This window comes from Rhizobium sp. SL86 (genome assembly GCF_026672545.1).
Lineage (GTDB): Bacteria > Pseudomonadota > Alphaproteobacteria > Rhizobiales > Rhizobiaceae > Neorhizobium.
In genome coordinates this window covers 255,077-273,549 of record NZ_JAPPRJ010000008.1, presented here as the reverse complement: position 1 = coordinate 273,549, position 18,473 = coordinate 255,077, and the positions used below count along the sequence as shown (strand labels likewise).

Here is an 18,473-nt window from a genome sequence, read left to right as displayed (position 1 = left end):
CCAACTTTACCTGTGCCCGAACCACGAGTCTTTGAGCCACAAACGGGAGCTCACCCGCATGCAGATGACAATATCGCGCTTTCTAGTGCTGTTTGGGTTTACACTCCTGGCAGGGCTTTCGGTCGCGGTCGGCACGCTTCTCTATTCGTTGCGGCAACTCCAGATCGACGGACCGGAATACAGCCTCATCATCGACGCCAAGGACCTGGTGGCCGATATCCTGCCGCCGCCGATGTTTGTGGTGGAGGCCTATCTGACGGCAACGGAAACGGCCGCTTATCCGGAAGAAGCAAGCGCCAATATCGAGGTGCTGAACAGGCTGCATGCGGATTACAAGGAGCGGATGACGGTGTGGGCCACCAAACCGCTGCCGCCGGCAACCGCCTCCTTCGTCTTCGGCGATTACAAGGCGGCTTCGGAAGCCTTTTGGAAGGAACTGTTCGACGTCGTCGTTCCGCAATTCAAGATCGCCGCCGTCAACGGCAAGGAAACCGACCTGACGCAGCTTCGGCAGCGTTTCCGTGTCCAGCGCGCCGCGGTCGTGCAGCTGGTGACGTTGGCGAAAAACGACATGATCGCCGTCGAAGCGCGCGCCTCGGCCTCTGGTGCGGTCTACCGTTCGATGGCCTTTGCCGCAAGCGGTGTGGCGATCGCAGTCCTTCTGGGGGGCATCGTGCTGTTCCGTCGGCGCGCCATCACGCCGATGCGCGACATGGAGCGATACATGGCAGCTCTTGCGACAGGTGATTTCGAAAGCCCCGTGCCGCATGCCGACCGGCAGGACGAGGTCGGCAACATGGCAAAGGCTGTGGCGCATTTCCGCGCCGGCGCGCTGGAAAAGGCAAGACTGGAGCAGGAAGCAGACCGCCACGAACAGCAGACGAGCGAGGAGCGGAACCGCCAGCTTCACCTGGAAACGGAGCGTGCCGCCACGCTGAAGAAGGTCATCGACGATCTCGGCGCCGGTCTCGACCGCCTGTCGCGCTTCAACATCCACGTCACCCTCGACGAACCCTTCGACGCGGAATTCGAGGTGCTGCGCAACAACTTCAACCGCTCGCTGGCCGTCTTCCAGCAGACGATGCGCCGGGTACTCGGCAAGGCGGACGAGATCCGCGCCAATGCCGAAAGCTTAGACGGTTCCGCCGACAATCTGGCCCACCGCACCGAAAAGCAGGCCGCGGCGCTGGAAGAAACGGCCGCGGCGCTCGACGAGATCACCTCCAACATCGCGGCATCAAGCGGCCTGACGAAGAACACGATGACGAAGAGCAACCATGCGCGCGAAAATGTCGGGCGCTCTGCCGAAATCGTCCGCCAGGCGATCGATGCCATGAGCCGAATCGAAGACGCCTCGCAGCGCATCGGTTCGATCACCGGCCTGATCGACGAGATCGCCTTCCAGACCAACCTGCTGGCGCTGAACGCCGGCGTCGAGGCCGCACGCGCCGGCGAAGCCGGCAAGGGGTTTGCCGTCGTCGCGCAGGAAGTGCGTGCGCTCGCCCAACGTTCCGCCAACGCAGCGCAGGAAATCCATGCGCTCATCACTCATTCGACCACCGAAGTGGCCGGTGGCGTGGCGCTGGTTTCCCGCACCGGCGAGGCACTGAAGGAAATCGAGAACGACATCGCCTCGATCGCCAGCGATATCGAAACCATCGCACTCGGCACCAGCGAACAGAGCGACGTGCTGCAGGCCATCAACACCTCCGTCAACCAGATGGACCAGATCACCCAGCAGAACGCTGCCATGGTCGAGGAGATGAACGCCGCCAGCCATTCGCTGACCGAAGAGGTGGGCGAGATGGTGGCGCTGGTCAACCAGTTCGTCAGTCGCGAAGACGAAGTGGCGCTCGATCCGCGGCCGCGCCGCAGGGCGGCCTGATCCGCCTCCGTCTGCGACCAATCCGGCCGTCATGCGTTACCTGCCCTTGAGGGACCTCGCTCCAAGCGAGTTCTCCAGGAGCAGATCGCGAGGACGGCGAGATGAGACGATCCACAGCATGGGCGGCAAGTTGGGCCGCCCGATCCTTGGCCGCAACATTTTCGGCCATGGTCCTGACAGCGGCCAGCCTGCCGGACAGCCCACCATTGCCGACGCAGAAACCGGCAAACCTCCAGGCAGAGACCCCGCCGGACAGGCCGGTTGCCACGCCTCGCCCCAAACCGGCACCCGACGCTCCGGCACCCACCCAGACGCCATCCGACGAAAGGCGCGAGACCGGGGCTCCCGAAACCACCCCGGATGACACCGGTGACAGACAGGCGGACGACCCCGCCGCGGCGAAAACCGAACCCGAGCCGGAACCGAAGGTCAGCGCCATCGTGGCGGAGGATCCCATAAAACTCGAGGCTTGCCTGCGCGACCTGAAAGCGATCGGCGCACAGTTCGAGACAAAAGATCCGATCCGGGACGAGGACGGTATCTGCGGCATCGAAAAACCGCTCGTCGTGACACAACCGCTACCCGGCGTGGCACTCTCGGATCCGTCACCGATGCGGTGTCAGGCGGCGCTCGCCCTCTCGCACTGGCTGAAGGACACGGTTCAGCCGACGCTGGCGCTCGCCCTGCCGGACCAAAAGCTCACCGGCGTCCGCAACGCCCCGGCCTATACCTGCCGCAAGCGCAATGGTGCCGAAACCGGCAAGATTTCCGAACATGCGCGCGGCAATGCCATCGACATCATCGGCCTGGATCTATCGAAGGGCGAGCTGGTGGCGATGACCCCGAAGACGGAGGATCCGACGATGACCGGCGCTTTCCAGCGGACGATCACCGCCGGCGCCTGCCTGCATTTCACCACCGTGCTGTCGCCCGGCAGCGACGCCACCCACCAGGATCACCTGCATCTGGACGTGCTCGAAAGAAAGGCCGGATACCGGTATTGCCGGTGACCTCTCACGCCGTTCCGGCAAGCCCGATCGGCATGTCTTCGGCGGAGACGAAACGCCCCTTGCCGGAGGCCTTGGCCCGGTAGAGCGCCTGATCGGCAGACAGCATCGACTGCGTGAGATCGCCATGGTCGGCAGCAACGTCCGACAGGCCGACACTGACACCGATGCGGACCACCGTTCCGGCGACGGGATAAGGCGTAGACAGCGCTATGATGATACGGGAGGCCATGGTTTCTGCAGCGCGACGGTCAAGCGAGGCGGTAAGAATGAGAAACTCATCGCCTCCCAGACGGCAGATGGCAGCGTCCGGCAGGCAGTCGCGCAGACGCTCCGCCGCCATTTTCAGCACGTCGTCTCCGACCGCGTGCCCGTACCGGTCATTGACCGTCTTGAAGCCGTCGAGATCGAGACAGAACAGTTGCAGCGACTGGTTCTCCGTCATCATCGCCTCGGCCCTTGCCTGCAGGCCGCGCCGGTTCAACACTCCGGTCAGCGGATCGCTCAGGGCGTGGTTACGGTTTTCGATCTCTGCCGAGATGGCGCGAAGGGTGGTGTCGCGCTGCCGGTGCATGATCCAGTTCAGCCCGGCAATGAAAATCACCGCCTGCGGCACAAGCAGCGGAATGAACTCCGGCACGCGCGTGGCGAAGGAGATCTTGAATGCGGCATCGATCATCAAGATCTGCATCATCGCATAACGCGGCGCCACGAAGTTGTTCGAGATGATACCGGCACAGGAGCCGAAGGCCGAGGCGGTGACCAGGATGATCATTGGCATGTCGCTGCCGAGACTGATCATCAGGGTCGAAGCCGCATTGGTGGCCGCCCAGAGGGTTCCGCAGAGAAACACGCCATCGGTGTGCCAGGGCCGGAACCTGGGCAGGCGGATTGCACCACGCAGAGCGATCAACGCTAGGTCCAGAAGGGCGAACCAAAGAAAGATAGAATTGCCGGATCGAAAATAGGCAATCAACGTTACCGTCGCCGTATTGGCGCACCCCAGGATCATGGGCATCATGGAGGCGGTCAGCGTCAGTCGCAGGCGACGCTGCAACTCGCTGCCTGGCGCGTTGCTCATGTCCGTGAGCCAGGTCAGTGGCCACAGCCGCGCCTCGTCGCTCAGCCTTTCCAGATGTGTCTGCATGACGGCTCCATATCGTTGCCGCCTTCTACACACAGATGTTTTGAGAAACCTGCAAATAGCAGTCCCTAAAAGAGAAAAGCCCTGCCTTTCCATGGGAAAGGTTAAAGTATTTCCAGAAAATACAGCCACCGCGTGCAAGTCCGCACGTCACTCTTGAAGTCGGCCGGAATGCCCCCCGATCGCTCGACGCCCTGTGCGGATCTGCGACAGAAGCCCGGCCGCAAGGGGCAGTGCATCAGAACAGGCCCTCGATATAGCCCGCCTCATTGAGGTGGATGCGCTCCGCCGACGGCGAGCGCGGCAGGCCGGGCATGGTCCGGATCTCGCCGGTGATCGCCACGACAAAACCGGCACCAGCCGACAGGCGCACCTCGCGCACCGGCAGCGTGTGGCCGGTCGGCGCGCCGAGCAGGTCCGGATCGCTGGAAAAGGAATATTGCGTCTTGGCAATGCAGACCGGCAGATGGCCGTAGCCCTGCTCCTCAAACGCCTTCAACTGGTCGCGCACCGCCTTTTCCGCTGTCACCTCGCCGGCGCGGTAGATCTCGCGCGCAACGGTCTCGATCTTCTGCAGAAGCGGCAAGTCGTCGGGATAAAGCGGCTTGAAATCCGCCGTGCCGGAATCGGCAAGTGCTGCCACCTTGTTGGCGAGTTCCTCGACGCCGGCCGAACCTTCGGCCCAGTGGCGGCAGAGGATCGCCTCGACGCCCAGCGAGCGGACATAGGTCTGGACCGCCTCCACCTCGGCATCCGTGTCAGAGGAGAAGTGGTTGATCGCCACGATCACCGGCACACCGAACTTCGCGACATTTTCGATATGCCGTCCGAGATTGGCGCAGCCATCGATGAGCGCGCCGACATTTTCCTTCGACAGGTCCGGTTTGGCGACGCCGCCATTCATCTTGAGCGCCCGGATGGTCGCGACGATGACCGCCGCCGCAGGTTTCAGACCCGCCTCACGGCACTTGATGTCGAAGAATTTTTCGGCTCCCAGATCGGCGCCGAAACCGGCTTCCGTCACCACGTAGTCGGCAAGCTTCAGCGCGGCGCGGGTCGCCACGACCGAATTGCAGCCATGCGCGATATTGGCAAACGGACCGCCATGCACGAAGGCCGGATTGTTTTCCAGCGTCTGCACGAAGTTCGGCTGCATGGCATCCTTGAGCAGCACCGCCATGGCGCCATCCGCCTTCAGGTCACGCGCGAAGACCGGGCTCTTGTCGCGGCGGTAACCCACGACGATCGCGCCGAGCCGCTGTTCGAGATCCGAAAGATCAGAAGCGAGGCACAGGATCGCCATGATTTCCGAGGCGACCGTGATGTCGAAGCCGGTCTCGCGCGGATAACCGTTGGAGACGCCGCCGAGCGGGCCGACCATCTGGCGCAACGCCCGGTCGTTCATGTCGACGACACGCCGCCAGGTCACCCGGCGCAGGTCGAAGTCGAGCGCATTGCCCCAGTAAATGTGATTGTCGACCATCGCCGCGAGCAGATTGTGCGCCGAGGTGATGGCGTGGAAATCGCCGGTAAAGTGCAGGTTGATGTCTTCCATCGGCACGATCTGGGCATACCCGCCGCCGGCAGCGCCACCCTTCACCCCGAAACACGGACCGAGCGAGGGTTCGCGCAGGCAGACCATCGCCTTTTTGCCGATGCGGTTCAGTCCGTCGCCGAGACCGACGGTGGTCGTGGTCTTGCCCTCACCCGCCGGCGTCGGATTGATCGCCGTCACCAGGATCAGCTTGCCGTCCGGACGATCGGCCAGAGACGAGATCAGGCTTGCGGTGATCTTCGCCTTGTCGTGCCCATAGGGAATGAGGTCTTCCGTCCCGATGCCAAGCCGCTGGCCGATCTCCTGGATGGGTTTCTTTTTGGCGGCACGAGCGATTTCGATGTCCGACGGCACAGGTCCCATGCATGTTCCTCGTCAAAAGCGGGCGGCAGTTCCTCCCTGCATAGACCATCGGCAGGCGACCTGTGAATGACGGATCGACAGACGTTCGAGGATGCAAACAGAAAAGGGGCGGCACACGCAGTGCCACCCCCCGTCTCAACACGGCGACTGGAGATCAGAAGCGCTGTGTCAGAGAGATTTTGAAGGTCCGGCCGGGCTCGGAGTAGAATTCGCGCGCCTGGGTGGCGCCGTTGGTGCGCACGCTGCTGTAATCATAATAGGTGCGGTCGAAGACGTTGTAGACGCCGGCATTGATGCGCAGGCCCTTGACCTGCTCCGGCTCCCACCAGGCGGTCAGATCGACAACGCCGTAACCGGGCGTCTGGAAGTAGGTGCCGCCCTTGCCGTCATCGTCCTTGGAGCCCGCCACGCCGATCACGTCGACGCCGACGCCCCAGGTTTCGGTGTCGTAACCGAAGCTCGCGACCGCCTTCATCGGCGCGACAGAGCGCAGGAAGGTGTCGTTGTCGAGATCGTTACCCTTCATCGCGGAAATGCCGGTGCCGATACGGAAGCCGTTGGCGAAGATCTTCTGCGCCGACACTTCCAGACCATAGATCTCGGCGCGGGCGATGTTCTGGTAGCTCATGATGCCGCCCTGGCGGTAATCTGCAAGGCTGAGCCCCATGGCGGAAGCTTCGGCGGATGTCAGGCTGCGCGTGTCGATGAAGTTCTTGTAGCGATTGTAGAAGAGGTTGATGCGGCCGCCGAAGCTTTCGTCACCCAGATTGGCGCCCAGTTCGAAACCGTTGCTGGTTTCGGATTCGAGATCCGGATTGCCCATGCGCAAATACGTGCCGCTGGCGCCGAAACGGCTGTAGAGTTCGCCGGTGGTCGGCGCACGGAAGCCCATCGCCCACTGGCCGAACAGCTCGACATTCGGAGCCAGATCATAGGCAAGCCGCAGCTTCGGCGAAACCGCTGTGTCCTCGAAGGAGGCCGGCAGCGACGGCTTCGAGGCATTGCGGGCGAAAGCGTCGGTCATCTTCGGCTCGTAGCTGACCCAGTCGAAGCGCACGCCGGGTGTCAGGCGAAGCCCCGTCTGACCGAGCGCGATCTCGTCATCGAGGTAGAAGCCGATGCGGTTGCCATCCACCTTCGGTGTGTCAGCCTGGTTGGTGTGCAGGTTGTTGCAGGCCGAAAGCGTGCCTGTATAGGTGCCGCTCGCGGGTTTCGTGCCGCAATTGTCGTAACCGGCAGAATATTGTTCGCTGGTCAGCGTCACGAGATCAAAACCGAAGGTGAAGAGGTGGTTGTTGCCGCCGATCTCGACGCTCTTCTGGGCGGAGCCGATCAGGCCGAAATCCTTCTCTTCCGTGGTATTTTCACGACCGATCGGGCCGATGACGGAGGTCCAACGATAACCCGTATAGCCGTCCAACGTCCGCGTCTTCTGATAGTAAAGCGACGCCCACATGTTGTCGATGAAGCTGTCCTTGTCCTGGCTCTCGAACTTGTAGTCGATCGAGACACGGTCGCGGTCGGAATCCTTCTGCGTGTTGTAGCCGCCGGGGCGATAATTACCGGTGAGCGTCTGGTTGGTCATGGCATCCGTATCGCGGTCCTTGCGATAGCGCTCGGCCGTGAGACCGATCGTGTGGCCGCCCTCCAGTTCCTGCCGCAGCTTGAACAAAAGGTTGTTCTCTTTGTAATCGGACGGATTGGCTTCCGTGCGGGTGGTGCTGTAGCCGCCAACCGAACCGTTCGTCTGGCGCTCATTGCCCTTTGCATAACTGCCCTGGAAGAGCACGGAGGTGTTGTCGATCTTCTTGGCGACGGCAACCGCACCCCGCCAGCTCTTGTCGGCGCTGTCATAGGTGGTCTTGACAATCCCGCCCCAATCCTTGCCCTCACCGATCAGGTCTTCCGGCTCCAGCGTGCGATAGGCAAGAACGCCACCGAGCGAGCCGCCGCCGGCACGGCTGGAATCGGCGCCACGCATGACATCCACCGCAGACAGCGAGCTGAAATTGACCGTATCGACGCCGCCGCTGGCGCTGCGGGTCGCATCCGACAGGTAGGGCAGCGGAATGCCGTCGATCGTGGTCAGCACGCGACTGCCTTCCAGGCCACGGATGTTGACGGCACCGTTCGAGCGGTTGAAGTTCACACCGGGTTCCGCCACGCGGCCAAGATCCTCGATGCTGGTGATCTGCTTCTTGTCCAGCTCCTCGCGGGTCGTCTCCGTGGTCAGCGGAGTGTCCGTGGCGGACCCCTTCGGCGCATTGACCCGCTGGCCCTTGACGGTGATGCGCGGCAGGACGGTCGCCTCCGAGGTTGTTGTCTGCTGCTCCTGTGCTGTGGCTCCCGACGACAGGGCCAGAAGGGCAAGCGCGGTGCAAGCCAGCAGATTGGTATGATTACGGAGCAACATGTACGATCTTTCCTCGGGCTGGCACGCCAAAGCACGCAACGGCGCTTGCGCGCCGCAGGGGTCCTGGCGGTCTTGATATGATGGGCTGACGCGGGCGCGCCTCACTTAAGCCCCATAAAAAACATGATTTATATTGTCAACATTAAACATGATTTAAATGATCATATTTAGGTGGGATCCTGTCCGGTGAGGCGATTTGACAACAGTGAATCAACTGCGGATTGCGCATTGCCCAAAGAGCTAATCAAGAAACAACCGACAGTACGTTTTCTGTCTCTGTGAAAAGCAAGTACATGGGATTTTCCGATACATTAACGGAAAAAAGTGATTCCAGTTGTATTCCATAAAATAAGTGGAACTGAATATTCGTTCGCTTTATCTTGGCCCCGTGATAAGAGAAGACATTGAAACATTCTCTCCACCCGTCTGCGACATTCCTCGGTTTGCCTGAGGGGTCACTGCTTCGCATGTGTGACAAGATCACCTGATGATTACACTGGAACGCCATTCCGTCCTCAGCAAAGAAATCTCGTCGGCGGACTCGCGGGCGGCCATCGTTGCTGCGATGGAAAAACTGCCAGCACAGTTTGGCTTTCGTTTCTTCACGCTGATGACGGCCCCGGCGCCAAGCGATCACACGCTCTCGTCCCTCATCATCGAAACCACACTCCCGCGGCGCCTGATCCAGGACTTCGACGCACGGCGCCTGCTGGTGCATTGTCCACTCGTCCCGCTCCTCAAGAACATGGCACTGCCGCTTTGCTGGAGTTACAGCAACGAGCGTCAGGAAGACCTGCGCCTCGCGTTTCCCGACACCATGACCCGCATCTTGAAGATCTGGGGCATTGCAACGGGCGTTGCGATGCCTCTCTATTCGTCGAACGGATCGGTCTTCGTCATGCGTCTGGATGGCGATCGCGCCCTGTTGACGCTGCCCGAGCTCAACGAACTCGGAATGCTCTTTCTCCAGTCGTTTCGAAGCTTCGACAGACTGCGCGGCGACGAGCCTTTGCATCGCAATCTGCTCACCGCCCGCGAGCTGGAAGTGGTTCGCTGGACATCGCAGGGCAAGACATCGGCGGAGATCGCAAACATCCTGTCGCTGTCGGATCACACGGTCAACACCTACCTAAATAAGGCCATCAAGAAACTCGATTGCGTGAATCGGACTCAGCTGGTAGCCAAAGCCATTCGCCTGCGGCTGATCAGCTAAATCCCGCTCGATCCGCTCAGGTAGCTGAAGTGCGAGTGAGGGAGCGGCATGTTGCGTCAAGAACACATGTCGTGTTCGATCGATGGATGAAAAAGCCGCAAAACGACCGTTTGACATGACGGACGCCGATGTGGTCGAGATTTTCTCGACGTTTAATGCCTTAGGCTATTGGCGGCATGATCTGGATACCGGCCATACCTATTTCTGCGAGACGCTTCTCGGCTTCTTCGGCCTGCCCTCGACCGAGGGGCCTGTGAACATGATGGAGATTTCGGCAAGGCTTCATCCCGACGATCTGAGCCGCGTCATGGAAGCGCACGAAGGTGCATCCGCGCAGCCGATGTCCTATCAGAAGATCCACCGCATCCGCAAAGAGGGCGACAGCTATCGCTGGTATTGCTCGACCGGCCGTTTCCGCGCGAAGGAAGGCACGAGCGGCGAGGTCGTCGGCATCACCTGGGAGGTTGTGCCGCACCGGTGCGAAGGCATGCACCGGCTGATGACAGAGCACTGACCGCTCCGGCGCCTCTCAGCGGTCGAGAACCTGACGCACTTCGACAAGGTTCGAACGGGTGCGCAGGATATAGAACCCCATCGTCGCCAAATGCGTCGGCATGAGCAGACCGGATTCGCTGCCGTTCGAGATGATGGCGGGCTGGATGCGAAGCGCCGCCTGGAACTGCGACAGCGTCTCGCCCCAGAGCGAACCGAGATTGCGCTCGCGAATGACCTGGGCGAAGTCTGCACCGGCAGCGGACAGCACGGCCGAATACCCGTAGAGCTGGCCATAGGCGAACCAGAACCGGTCATCGGCCCGGGTGTCGAACCAGCCGGCATTGTGATTTTCCGAACGCTCCCGCAGGATCGCCGAGGTCGAGCCGAGATCATTGGCGATACGGTCGACGAACTGCACCAGATTGTCGGCGCGGGTATCGAACAGCGCGTTGCAGGCGGCCAGATCGACGTTGAACTTGCGCAGGCTGTTGATCGCCGCACGGTAGTAGCTCGGCGTCGGCGTCTTGAAGCCGAAGGGATCGAGGCCGAAATACCACGAATATTCGTCGAACTGCAGGTTTCCGCGCGCATCCTGCAGATCGTTGTTGATGCCGGAGGTGCCACGCACCCGGCCGAGCGTATCGACGAGTTCGACTGCCGTGCGCCGCACCGCCTGGTTCACCCCGCGCTGGAAGGACGCCTTGTTGTCGAGAAACGGCGTGCGGTCCCAGTCCATGCCGAACAGGCCGAGACGGTAGAGCAGCATGGAGGAAATCCAGGCATTCTGGTTGACGTTCTGGTCCGTCAGGTCGGCGACCGTATCGACGATCGCGGAGGACTGGCAGCTGCGGACCGGATCGCTGGCGGACGCCGTCTGCGGCGCAAGCGGCTGGCCGGCCGCGACTGTCCGTTCGGAGAGCTGGTAGCGGTCGGTGAAGTTCGGGTCGAAGCCGGTCCAGACCTGCGTCTGCCAGATGAAATAACCGTAGAGCCCGACCAGGAACAGCAACGCCGCCGCGACCGGCAGCTTGATCATCAGATGGCGCTGGCGATACCAGCCATGGGCCGCCATGAACGGCCAGGCGATGGCAGCAAATCCAAGCTGAAGAGCCCGCCACACGGCAGCGCCTGCCCGGCGGAAAAAGGCGGAAACGACATCCATCATCAACAGGCCCTCCAAAGACCGCCTTCCACGTAGTTATCCTGTGGCGGCTTGTCGAGACGCGTTCAGCCGAAAGCGGAACGCGTCGTTGATTCGCTCCTGGCGGGAAGACAATCCGCGCACGCTGAGCAGGCCGCGTTCCGCCCGCCGAAACAGCTCGGCAAGCCTTGGCAGGCTCTCCTCCGCATCGTTCAGGACAAGCTTCAGTCCCGACAGGGCGATGATCTGCTCCTCCGCATCGATCCACAGCTTGTTGATCAGCAGGCTGACGGCACCGATCAGCCCGATGATCCTGTCGACGAGTTCCTGCAGCAGATCGATGGCCGGCTGCAGGCCCTCCGTCATGTGATCCCCTTCCGGCCTTGCCGCAAGCGAGCGCAGGCGCATGAGCGCCTCGTCCAGCGCCTGTTCGCTCTCGACAAGCAGCGTTCGCAGGACGCTCCGATGGTCCTCCAGGGCCCCCAGCATCGTGTCGGTTTCCCGCACCAGGGCAACCAGTGCAACGAGCGCGCGGCGATCCGCCTCGGCATCCATCCGCTCCGGTCTCTTCAGGCCGAAACGCGCACGCCATCCGGAGCGGCGCGCCGTCTCCGTCTGCTGCTGCAGCGAGGCGAGGAGCCGCTGCGTCTCCTGATCCATATCGAAGATGCGCCGGACGAGCTGACTTTCCACCTGACGCGCTTCGATCGCGACGCGGTCCATCTCCTCATGCGCCCCGTCAAGCAGATCGTGGCGGACAAGACGACCGCTGAGCCGCCCGCCGGTCAGCAGACGGCTCACCACCATCGACAATCTGGCACGCAGGGCGGCCAGTGTCTCGCCAACCGCCGTGCCATCCGTCAGCGCCTGTCCGCCCATCACCGCCCCCTCGTCGCCGCGTGGGATCAATGTAGGAGACTTGCCTCATAAAGCACAGAGGCAACTGCGCAAACGCTCAAAGACCGAGCGCGGCGATCTCCTTGTCGAGGCGTTCGCGGGTCTTCTTGGCCATCTTCGCCGTCTTGATGGCCTCCAGATTGGCCGGCGCGCCCTCGCCTGCCACGATCAGCGCCACCATGCCCATGCCCCAATGCGGCGAGCACTTGATCACATAGGCGCCTTCCTTGGTGATGGTCACCACCAGTTCCTGGTTCATCTTGCCCTTGAACTCCTCCGTACCTTCGGGAATGAGTTCCTTGACCGCAGCGGCATCATGCCCCTTGTCGACCGGCAGGAAACGGACGGTATCGCCCACGGCAACCCTTAAGGAAGCCGGTTCGAACACCATGGCCTCGCCATCGGACCCCTTGTTGAGCATCTTGACTTCAAACTCTGCGGCAGCGGCAGATGTACCGCACAGGGCGCTGCCGGCCATCATCACGCCGGCTGCAATCAGGGTCGTCCATTTCATCGTCAGGCTCCTTGTGGACGCACCGCCTCGTGCGGTCGTCACTGTTGTTTCGGACCTGCTGATACGCTGCCGCCAACGCTTATGGTTTGACCGAAGTCAAACCACATTTTGGACACATTGTCGCAAACACCCCCTATCTTCCGGCGCGAATAGGCGTGCTTGCTTGCCCTTTCCATATATTGATAATGGCCGGGGAACATAAAAATGGAGCAATCTCATGCCAGGAACGACTTCGCTGAAATTATCGGTCGCGGCTCTCATCACCGCGATGGCCACGGGTCAGGCGCTGGCCGCCGATCCGGCAAGCTGTAGCACCGTTCGTTTTTCGGACGTGGGCTGGACGGACATCACCGCGACGACGGCGACCGCAGCCGTGCTCCTCGATGCACTCGGCTATACGCCCGAAGTCAAGGTTCTGTCGGTGCCGGTCACCTATCAGTCGCTGAAGAACAAGGATATCGACGTCTTCCTCGGCAACTGGATGCCGACGCAGGAAGCCGATGTGCGTCCCTTCCTGAACGACAAGTCGGTCGAATCCTTCGGCCCGAACCTGGTGGGCGCCAAATACACGCTTGCCACCAATGCCAAGGGCGCCGCGCTCGGCATCAAGGATTTCAAGGATATCGCCACCCACGCCAAGGAGCTGGACGGCAAGATCTACGGCATCGAACCCGGCAATGACGGCAACCGTCTGATCCTCGACATGATCGCCAAGGACAGTTTCGGCCTGAAGAAGCTCGAACTCGTCGAATCCTCCGAACAGGGCATGCTGGCGCAGGTCGCCCGCGCCGACCGGGCCGGCGAGCCGATCGTCTTCCTCGGCTGGGAACCGCATCCGATGAACGCGAACTTCAAGCTGACCTATCTGACCGGCGGCGACGAGGTGTTCGGCCCCGATTTCGGCGGCGCGCAGATCTACACCAATGTCCGCGCCGGCTTCACCAAGGACTGCCCGAATGTCGGCACGTTCATCACCAACCTGAAGTTCAGCCTGCCCATGGAAAACGTCATCATGGGCAAGATCCTGAACGACGGCCAGGACCCGCAGAAGGCGGCCCTCTCCTGGCTGAAGGACAATCCCTCGGCCGTCACCCCCTGGCTTGCGGGCGTCACCACGCTCGACGGCAAGGATGGACTGGCTGCGGTCAAGGCAAAGCTCGGTCTCTAAGGGGACAAGGCCCGTGCGGAACCGGGGCGGTCGCTTTCCATTGCGGAGGCGATCGTCCGTTCCGTGCTGATTGGTGCCGTGCGGGGAATGCGCTCGCACGATTGCATTCGCCAGGCGCTGAGTCCTGCCTCCGGCAAAGCTCATGCCGCTCCCGCGCAATCTGTCCAACACGGGAAGACGTCCTTTGGAATTTCTGACAGACCACAAAATCCCGGTCGGGATCTGGGCCAAACACTTCGTCGACTGGCTGACCCTCAGCGGCGCCTGGTTTTTCGACTGGCTCTCCACCGTCCTCAAGCACATCATCGATGCGCTTCTCCTCGTTCTCCAGTGGCCGCATCCGCTTGCGGTGGTGGCCGCCTTCACCGGCATCGCCTGGTATTTTCGCCGCTCGGCGGGCGTCGCAGTCTTCACCTGTCTCGGACTGCTTTTCATCATCAACCAAGGTTATTGGAAGGAAACGACCGAAACGCTGGCGCTGGTCGTGGCCGCGGCCGCCGTCAGCATGGCGATCGGCGTTCCGGTCGGCATTGCCTGCGCCCGCCGCCCATGGCTCTACGAGCTTCTGCGTCCGATGCTCGACCTGATGCAGACGATCCCGACCTTCGTTTATCTCATTCCGGCGCTGATCCTCTTCGGTCTCGGCATGGTGCCTGGCCTGATCGCCACCGTTATCTTCGCCATTCCAGCGCCCATCCGCCTCACCCGTCTCGGTATCATCTCGACGCCTTCCGCGCTGACCGAAGCCGCCGTTGCCTTCGGCGCAACGCCGGCACAGGTACTGAGCAAGGTGGAATTGCCCTTTGCCATGCCGCAGATCATGGCGGGGCTGACCCAGACCATCATGCTGTCGCTGTCGATGGTGGTGATCGCAGCCCTCGTCGGCGCCAATGGCCTCGGCGTGCCGGTGGTCAGGGCCCTCAACACCGTCAATGTCGCACGCGGGTTCGAGGCGGGTCTCTGTATCGTCATCCTGGCGATCATCCTCGACCGCATGTTCCGGGCCGACAGCGAAGGAGAAGGCGCATGACGGATGCAATCATCTTCGGCGCCGTCGATATCGTTTTCGGCGACCAGCCGGATCGCGCCCTTGCCATGATGGATGACGGCAAAAGCCGCGACGAGATCAGCAAGGCCACCAGCCTCGTGCTTGGCGTCTCGAAAGCCTCGCTCACCATTCGCGAAGGCGAGATCCTCGTGCTGATGGGGCTTTCCGGCTCCGGCAAGTCGACCTTGCTCAGAGCCGTCAACGGCCTGGCACCAGTGGTGCGTGGCTCCGTGACCGTCATGAGCAAGGGCGGTGCGGTCGATCCCTACCGCTGTTCGCAGAAAGTGCTGCGCGACCTGCGCATGCACACGGTCTCGATGGTTTTCCAGCAGTTCGGTCTTTTGCCCTGGCGCACGGTCGCCGACAATGTCGGTTTCGGGCTGGAGCTGGCGGGCGTGCCCGAAAAGGAGCGCAAGGCACAGGTTGCCGAGCAGTTGGCACTTGTGAACCTGTCGCAATGGGCAGACCGCAAGGTGGGCGAACTGTCCGGCGGCATGCAGCAGCGCGTCGGGCTTGCGCGTGCCTTTGCCACCGGCGCGCCGATCCTCCTGATGGACGAGCCGTTCTCGGCGCTCGACCCGCTCATCCGCACGCGTCTGCAGGATGAGCTTCTCGAATTCCAGAGCCGGCTGAAGAAGACCATTCTCTTCGTCAGCCACGATCTGGACGAGGCCTTCCGCATCGGCAACCGCATCGCCATCATGGAAGGCGGTCGTATCGTCCAGTGCGGCACGCCGCAGGAGATCGTCCAGAAGCCGGCCGACCAGTATGTTGCCGATTTCGTCCAGCACTTGAACCCGATCACCATGCTGACGGCCGGCGACATCATGCGTGCCGGTGCGGACGAAACCGCCCAGGCACCGGTGACTGCGACAGCACGCCGGGAAACGCCGCTGATCGACGTGATGGACGCACTGGCGCGACAACCGGGCGTCATCGGCATCGTTGACAACGGCGCCGTGATCGGCACCATCGGTGCAGACGACATCATCGCCGGTCTGACCCGTCACCGGCGCCGCGAAGGGTGAAACCGTGACAGAAAAGCAGAACGTCTTGCGGGAGCTAGATCCCGATGGCCTCAGCCTTGCCCGCAAGCTCGTTCGCTCCGCCCGCTTCGTCTCGCTTGCCGTGCAGGACCGGGACTCAGGCTTCCCTGCGGTCAGCCGGGCCCTGATGGCGACCGATCTCGATGGCACGCCGCTGATCCTCGTGTCGGCGCTTGCCTCGCACACACAAAGCCTGATCGCCGATCCCCGTTGTTCGCTGCTCGCCGGCGAGGTCGGCAAGGGGGATCCGCTCGCCCACCCGCGCATCACCCTGTTCGCCACGGCAAAACAGGTGGCGCGCGACACGCCGGAGCACAAAAGGGCGCGGCAGCGCTTTCTCAACCGGCACCCGAAGGCCTCCCTCTACATCGATTTTCCCGACTTCAGCTTCTTCCGGCTGGAGCCGCAGCACGCCTCGCTCAACGGAGGGTTCGGCCGGGCCTATGTGCTCGACGGCGAGGCCTTCAAAATCCCTGTACCAGGCGCCCCGGAGGACTGGCTGCGGCTGGAAGAAGATATTATGATAAAGTATCGGGATGCGACTCAGCTTGCTGCTGTGGTTGGCGCTCCGAAGGCGTCAGGCTACCATTTGGCAGGGCTGGATCCAGCCGGCTTCAACTTGGTCAGCGGAAGTGTATCATTCCGGTACGAATTTCTACTCGGAATGGCCGAACCGTTGCCAGTAGAAGCCCAGCTTGCACAAATACTTGACGCTGTATACCGGATACGCAAAATTTAGGGATATACAATCCTTACTGCGACTTGCTAGATTTGTGATACATTGTTACCGCTCCCAAACCGGTAACGTGTTACTAGGGGACGACTGAGGAACAAGAAATGACAACACTCACTGAGCACTCGGCTGCCGCAGCCAATCTGCTGTCCGCGATGGCCAATCCCAAGCGGCTGATGATCCTGTGTTGCCTGGTCAAGGGCGAGGTTGCCGTAGGCGCACTCGCAACGAAGGTCGGGTTAAGCCAGTCGGCACTCTCGCAACATCTTTCCAAACTGCGGGCTCAGAAGCTGGTCAACACGCGTCGCGACGCCCAGACCATCTATTATTCCAGCTCTGCCGAATCCGTCATGAAGGTTCTCGAAACTCTGGAAGAGTTGTACTGCGAAGCAGAGCCGGCAAAATCTGCGGCCTGATGACAGCGCAATCATCGCGCTGATCCGGGACTTGAAGGAAGCAGGAAGGACGCATACCCAAGGTGTGTTCATCCTGCTTTTTTATCTTGCACCTCGTCCTGCCGGAAACCTTCGGCAATAGAACAGCCGAAGGGACGGTGCGTGATCGCTGGCGCCGGACCGATCGGTCACCACGATGACCGGCCTCCGGTCGAACGATGCGAAGCCAGCATTCAAAATCAAAGACTTCTGCCACATTGCCGCCTCTGCGGCCATTACGACGACAGACGGACCGGCACACCCCTCTGGCTCTTAAAACGACAGTTGGCTCGCGTCCCCTGACATCCCCGGCTCCGGTTCCCCTCCGCCTGACCCTGGTGCGTCGAGGCTTGACCTCTGCGCGATCCTGTTCTTCCATGCCGCGGGGACCATCTGACAACGCAACCGGAAAACGAGGTCAAGGAGCCGCAGATCCGTGAAACAGATGATGACAGGGCTGGCGCTGGTCTGCGCCGCGCTGACCACTCTTGCCATATCCCATGCCAATGCGATCGATTGGGGCAACGCCGGCAAGGGAGACGCGCAGAAATCCCAGGCCTTCAAGCCGCCGAGTGCACATCCGCCACAGGAGGCCACCAAACCGGACCTGCCGGACAGCGGTTTTGATTGCGACACGGTCACTCGCATGTCCTGGGAACGGCCCGGTGCCGAACGTGATCGACGAAGCGGGCCGGAACAGGTGCGCCGCTGCAGCCGCGACGGTTTTTCCTTCGAAGTGACGCCACCGTCGAACTGAGCCCGGGCCTGACCGTCAAAGGATCCTGGAGCGGTGTTCCGGCGCGGGCACAAAACAGCCATCGCGCCGGCCGAACAGCCGATAGCGGTTGCGTGCAATGAAGCGATAAGCGGCATCGCGCAGCCGCTTCGGCACGATCCGCAGCGCCAACACGGCCTTCCACGGCCAGCCGAGCCCCTGCCCGATCGCGATGATGGCATCGCTGTCGGTGAACGCCTTTGGTCCTGCGACGAGGACGATCGACTGCGGTTCCTCCGGGTTGATGCCGTGCCGACGCGCAAGTTCTGCGCCTGCAGGGCTCTGCATGGCCGCCAGCCGAAAGCGCGCCGCCCGATCATGCCGCAACACGAACTGGGCGCTCGCCGAACACAGCACACAATCGCCGTCGAAGACGATGACCGGGCCGATGTCGAGATCCTGTTCCATTCTCCGCAGATAGAGACGCATAGGAGCAACCGCAAGGAGAGGCCCTTCTGCACCGCACGGATCACGGTCAAACAGCCAAATCTTACGGAAAGAGAGGTTTTGACATAGGCATCTGCACAAAAATGATGCCGAATCGGATATTTCCTTGCGCATGCCCGGGCAAATTTCTAAACATTTGAGACGGTTCGCAGCCAAACATGGCGCGACCGGCATCGACCGCGCATTCCTTTCGCC

Annotated in this window: 17 protein-coding genes; 10 read left to right on the top strand and 7 right to left on the bottom strand. The window is 61.7% G+C overall.

Going from position 1 to position 18,473, the window contains the following annotated elements; genetic code table 11:
* Positions 1 to 58 precede the first annotated feature (58 nt).
* Positions 59 to 1,885, top strand: a complete 1,827-nt coding sequence (locus OU993_RS22230) for a methyl-accepting chemotaxis protein (protein ID WP_268161091.1) — start codon at positions 59 to 61, stop codon at positions 1,883 to 1,885.
* A gap of 101 nt (positions 1,886 to 1,986) precedes the next feature.
* Positions 1,987 to 2,895, top strand: coding sequence for an extensin-like domain-containing protein (locus OU993_RS22225; RefSeq protein WP_268161090.1), 909 nt, complete (start codon positions 1,987 to 1,989; stop codon positions 2,893 to 2,895).
* A 4-nt stretch (positions 2,896 to 2,899) separates the two neighbouring features.
* Here OU993_RS22225 and OU993_RS22220 read toward each other — a convergent pair whose 3' ends face one another.
* The 3 genes from OU993_RS22220 to OU993_RS22210 form a co-directional block, all read right to left on the bottom strand.
* Complete coding sequence (locus tag OU993_RS22220; RefSeq protein ID WP_268161089.1) at positions 2,900 to 4,039, bottom strand: GGDEF domain-containing protein; 1,140 nt, start codon at positions 4,037 to 4,039, stop codon at positions 2,900 to 2,902.
* Positions 4,040 to 4,274: 235 nt separating this feature from the next.
* Positions 4,275 to 5,954: a formate--tetrahydrofolate ligase gene (locus tag OU993_RS22215; RefSeq protein WP_268161088.1), complete on the bottom strand. Its 1,680-nt coding sequence runs from the start codon at positions 5,952 to 5,954 to the stop codon at positions 4,275 to 4,277.
* A gap of 154 nt (positions 5,955 to 6,108) precedes the next feature.
* Entirely contained in the window at positions 6,109 to 8,367 is a 2,259-nt protein-coding gene (locus tag OU993_RS22210) for a TonB-dependent hemoglobin/transferrin/lactoferrin family receptor (protein WP_268161087.1), read from the bottom strand.
* 487 nt (positions 8,368 to 8,854) lie between these two features.
* On the opposite strand from OU993_RS22210, the gene OU993_RS22205 reads away from it, so the two are divergent.
* Together OU993_RS22205 and OU993_RS22200 are read left to right on the top strand one after the other, a co-directional pair.
* The gene (locus tag OU993_RS22205; protein ID WP_268161086.1) at positions 8,855 to 9,580 is read left to right on the top strand and encodes a helix-turn-helix transcriptional regulator; all 726 of its coding nucleotides are present in this window, start codon (positions 8,855 to 8,857) and stop codon (positions 9,578 to 9,580) included.
* 115 nt (positions 9,581 to 9,695) lie between these two features.
* On the top strand, positions 9,696 to 10,094 hold the full coding sequence (locus tag OU993_RS22200) for a PAS domain-containing protein (RefSeq protein WP_268161085.1): 399 nt from the start codon (positions 9,696 to 9,698) through the stop codon (positions 10,092 to 10,094).
* A 15-nt stretch (positions 10,095 to 10,109) separates the two neighbouring features.
* Here the strand turns inward: OU993_RS22200 and OU993_RS22195 are convergent, their stop codons facing one another.
* The 3 genes from OU993_RS22195 to OU993_RS22185 are packed head-to-tail and all read right to left on the bottom strand — an operon-like array spanning position 10,110 to position 12,627.
* Positions 10,110 to 11,240 carry a DUF2333 family protein gene (locus OU993_RS22195; protein ID WP_268161084.1) on the bottom strand — a complete coding sequence of 377 codons (1,131 nt, stop codon included), beginning with the start codon at positions 11,238 to 11,240 and terminating at the stop codon, positions 10,110 to 10,112.
* A gap of 33 nt (positions 11,241 to 11,273) precedes the next feature.
* Positions 11,274 to 12,125 (bottom strand): hypothetical protein, encoded by an 852-nt coding sequence (locus tag OU993_RS22190; RefSeq protein WP_268161083.1) that lies wholly within the window; start codon positions 12,123 to 12,125, stop codon positions 11,274 to 11,276.
* Positions 12,126 to 12,171: 46 nt separating this feature from the next.
* Complete coding sequence (locus OU993_RS22185) at positions 12,172 to 12,627, bottom strand: pseudoazurin (RefSeq protein WP_442793025.1); 456 nt, start codon at positions 12,625 to 12,627, stop codon at positions 12,172 to 12,174.
* A gap of 268 nt (positions 12,628 to 12,895) precedes the next feature.
* On the opposite strand from OU993_RS22185, the gene OU993_RS22180 reads away from it, so the two are divergent.
* The 6 genes from OU993_RS22180 (at position 12,896) to OU993_RS22155 (ending at position 17,813) form a co-directional block, all read left to right on the top strand.
* A complete protein-coding gene (locus OU993_RS22180; protein ID WP_442793032.1) occupies positions 12,896 to 13,795 on the top strand; it encodes a choline ABC transporter substrate-binding protein in 900 nt (299 codons plus the stop codon).
* A 184-nt stretch (positions 13,796 to 13,979) separates the two neighbouring features.
* On the top strand, positions 13,980 to 14,825 hold the full coding sequence (gene choW / locus OU993_RS22175) for a choline ABC transporter permease subunit (protein ID WP_268161081.1): 846 nt from the start codon (positions 13,980 to 13,982) through the stop codon (positions 14,823 to 14,825).
* Positions 14,822 to 15,871: a choline ABC transporter ATP-binding protein gene (gene choV, locus OU993_RS22170; RefSeq protein WP_268161080.1), complete on the top strand. Its 1,050-nt coding sequence runs from the start codon at positions 14,822 to 14,824 to the stop codon at positions 15,869 to 15,871. Before choW ends, choV begins: the two co-directional genes overlap by 4 nt.
* Positions 15,872 to 15,875: 4 nt before the next feature.
* Entirely contained in the window at positions 15,876 to 16,628 is a 753-nt protein-coding gene (locus OU993_RS22165) for a HugZ family pyridoxamine 5'-phosphate oxidase (RefSeq protein ID WP_268161079.1), read from the top strand.
* Positions 16,629 to 16,726: 98 nt separating this feature from the next.
* Positions 16,727 to 17,038: an ArsR/SmtB family transcription factor gene (locus OU993_RS22160; RefSeq protein ID WP_268161078.1), complete on the top strand. Its 312-nt coding sequence runs from the start codon at positions 16,727 to 16,729 to the stop codon at positions 17,036 to 17,038.
* Positions 17,039 to 17,492: 454 nt separating this feature from the next.
* Positions 17,493 to 17,813, top strand: a complete 321-nt coding sequence (locus OU993_RS22155; protein ID WP_268161077.1) for a hypothetical protein — start codon at positions 17,493 to 17,495, stop codon at positions 17,811 to 17,813.
* 15 nt (positions 17,814 to 17,828) lie between these two features.
* Here the strand turns inward: OU993_RS22155 and OU993_RS22150 are convergent, their stop codons facing one another.
* Complete coding sequence (locus tag OU993_RS22150; RefSeq protein WP_268161076.1) at positions 17,829 to 18,260, bottom strand: thiol-disulfide oxidoreductase DCC family protein; 432 nt, start codon at positions 18,258 to 18,260, stop codon at positions 17,829 to 17,831.
* Positions 18,261 to 18,473: the final 213 nt, after the last annotated feature.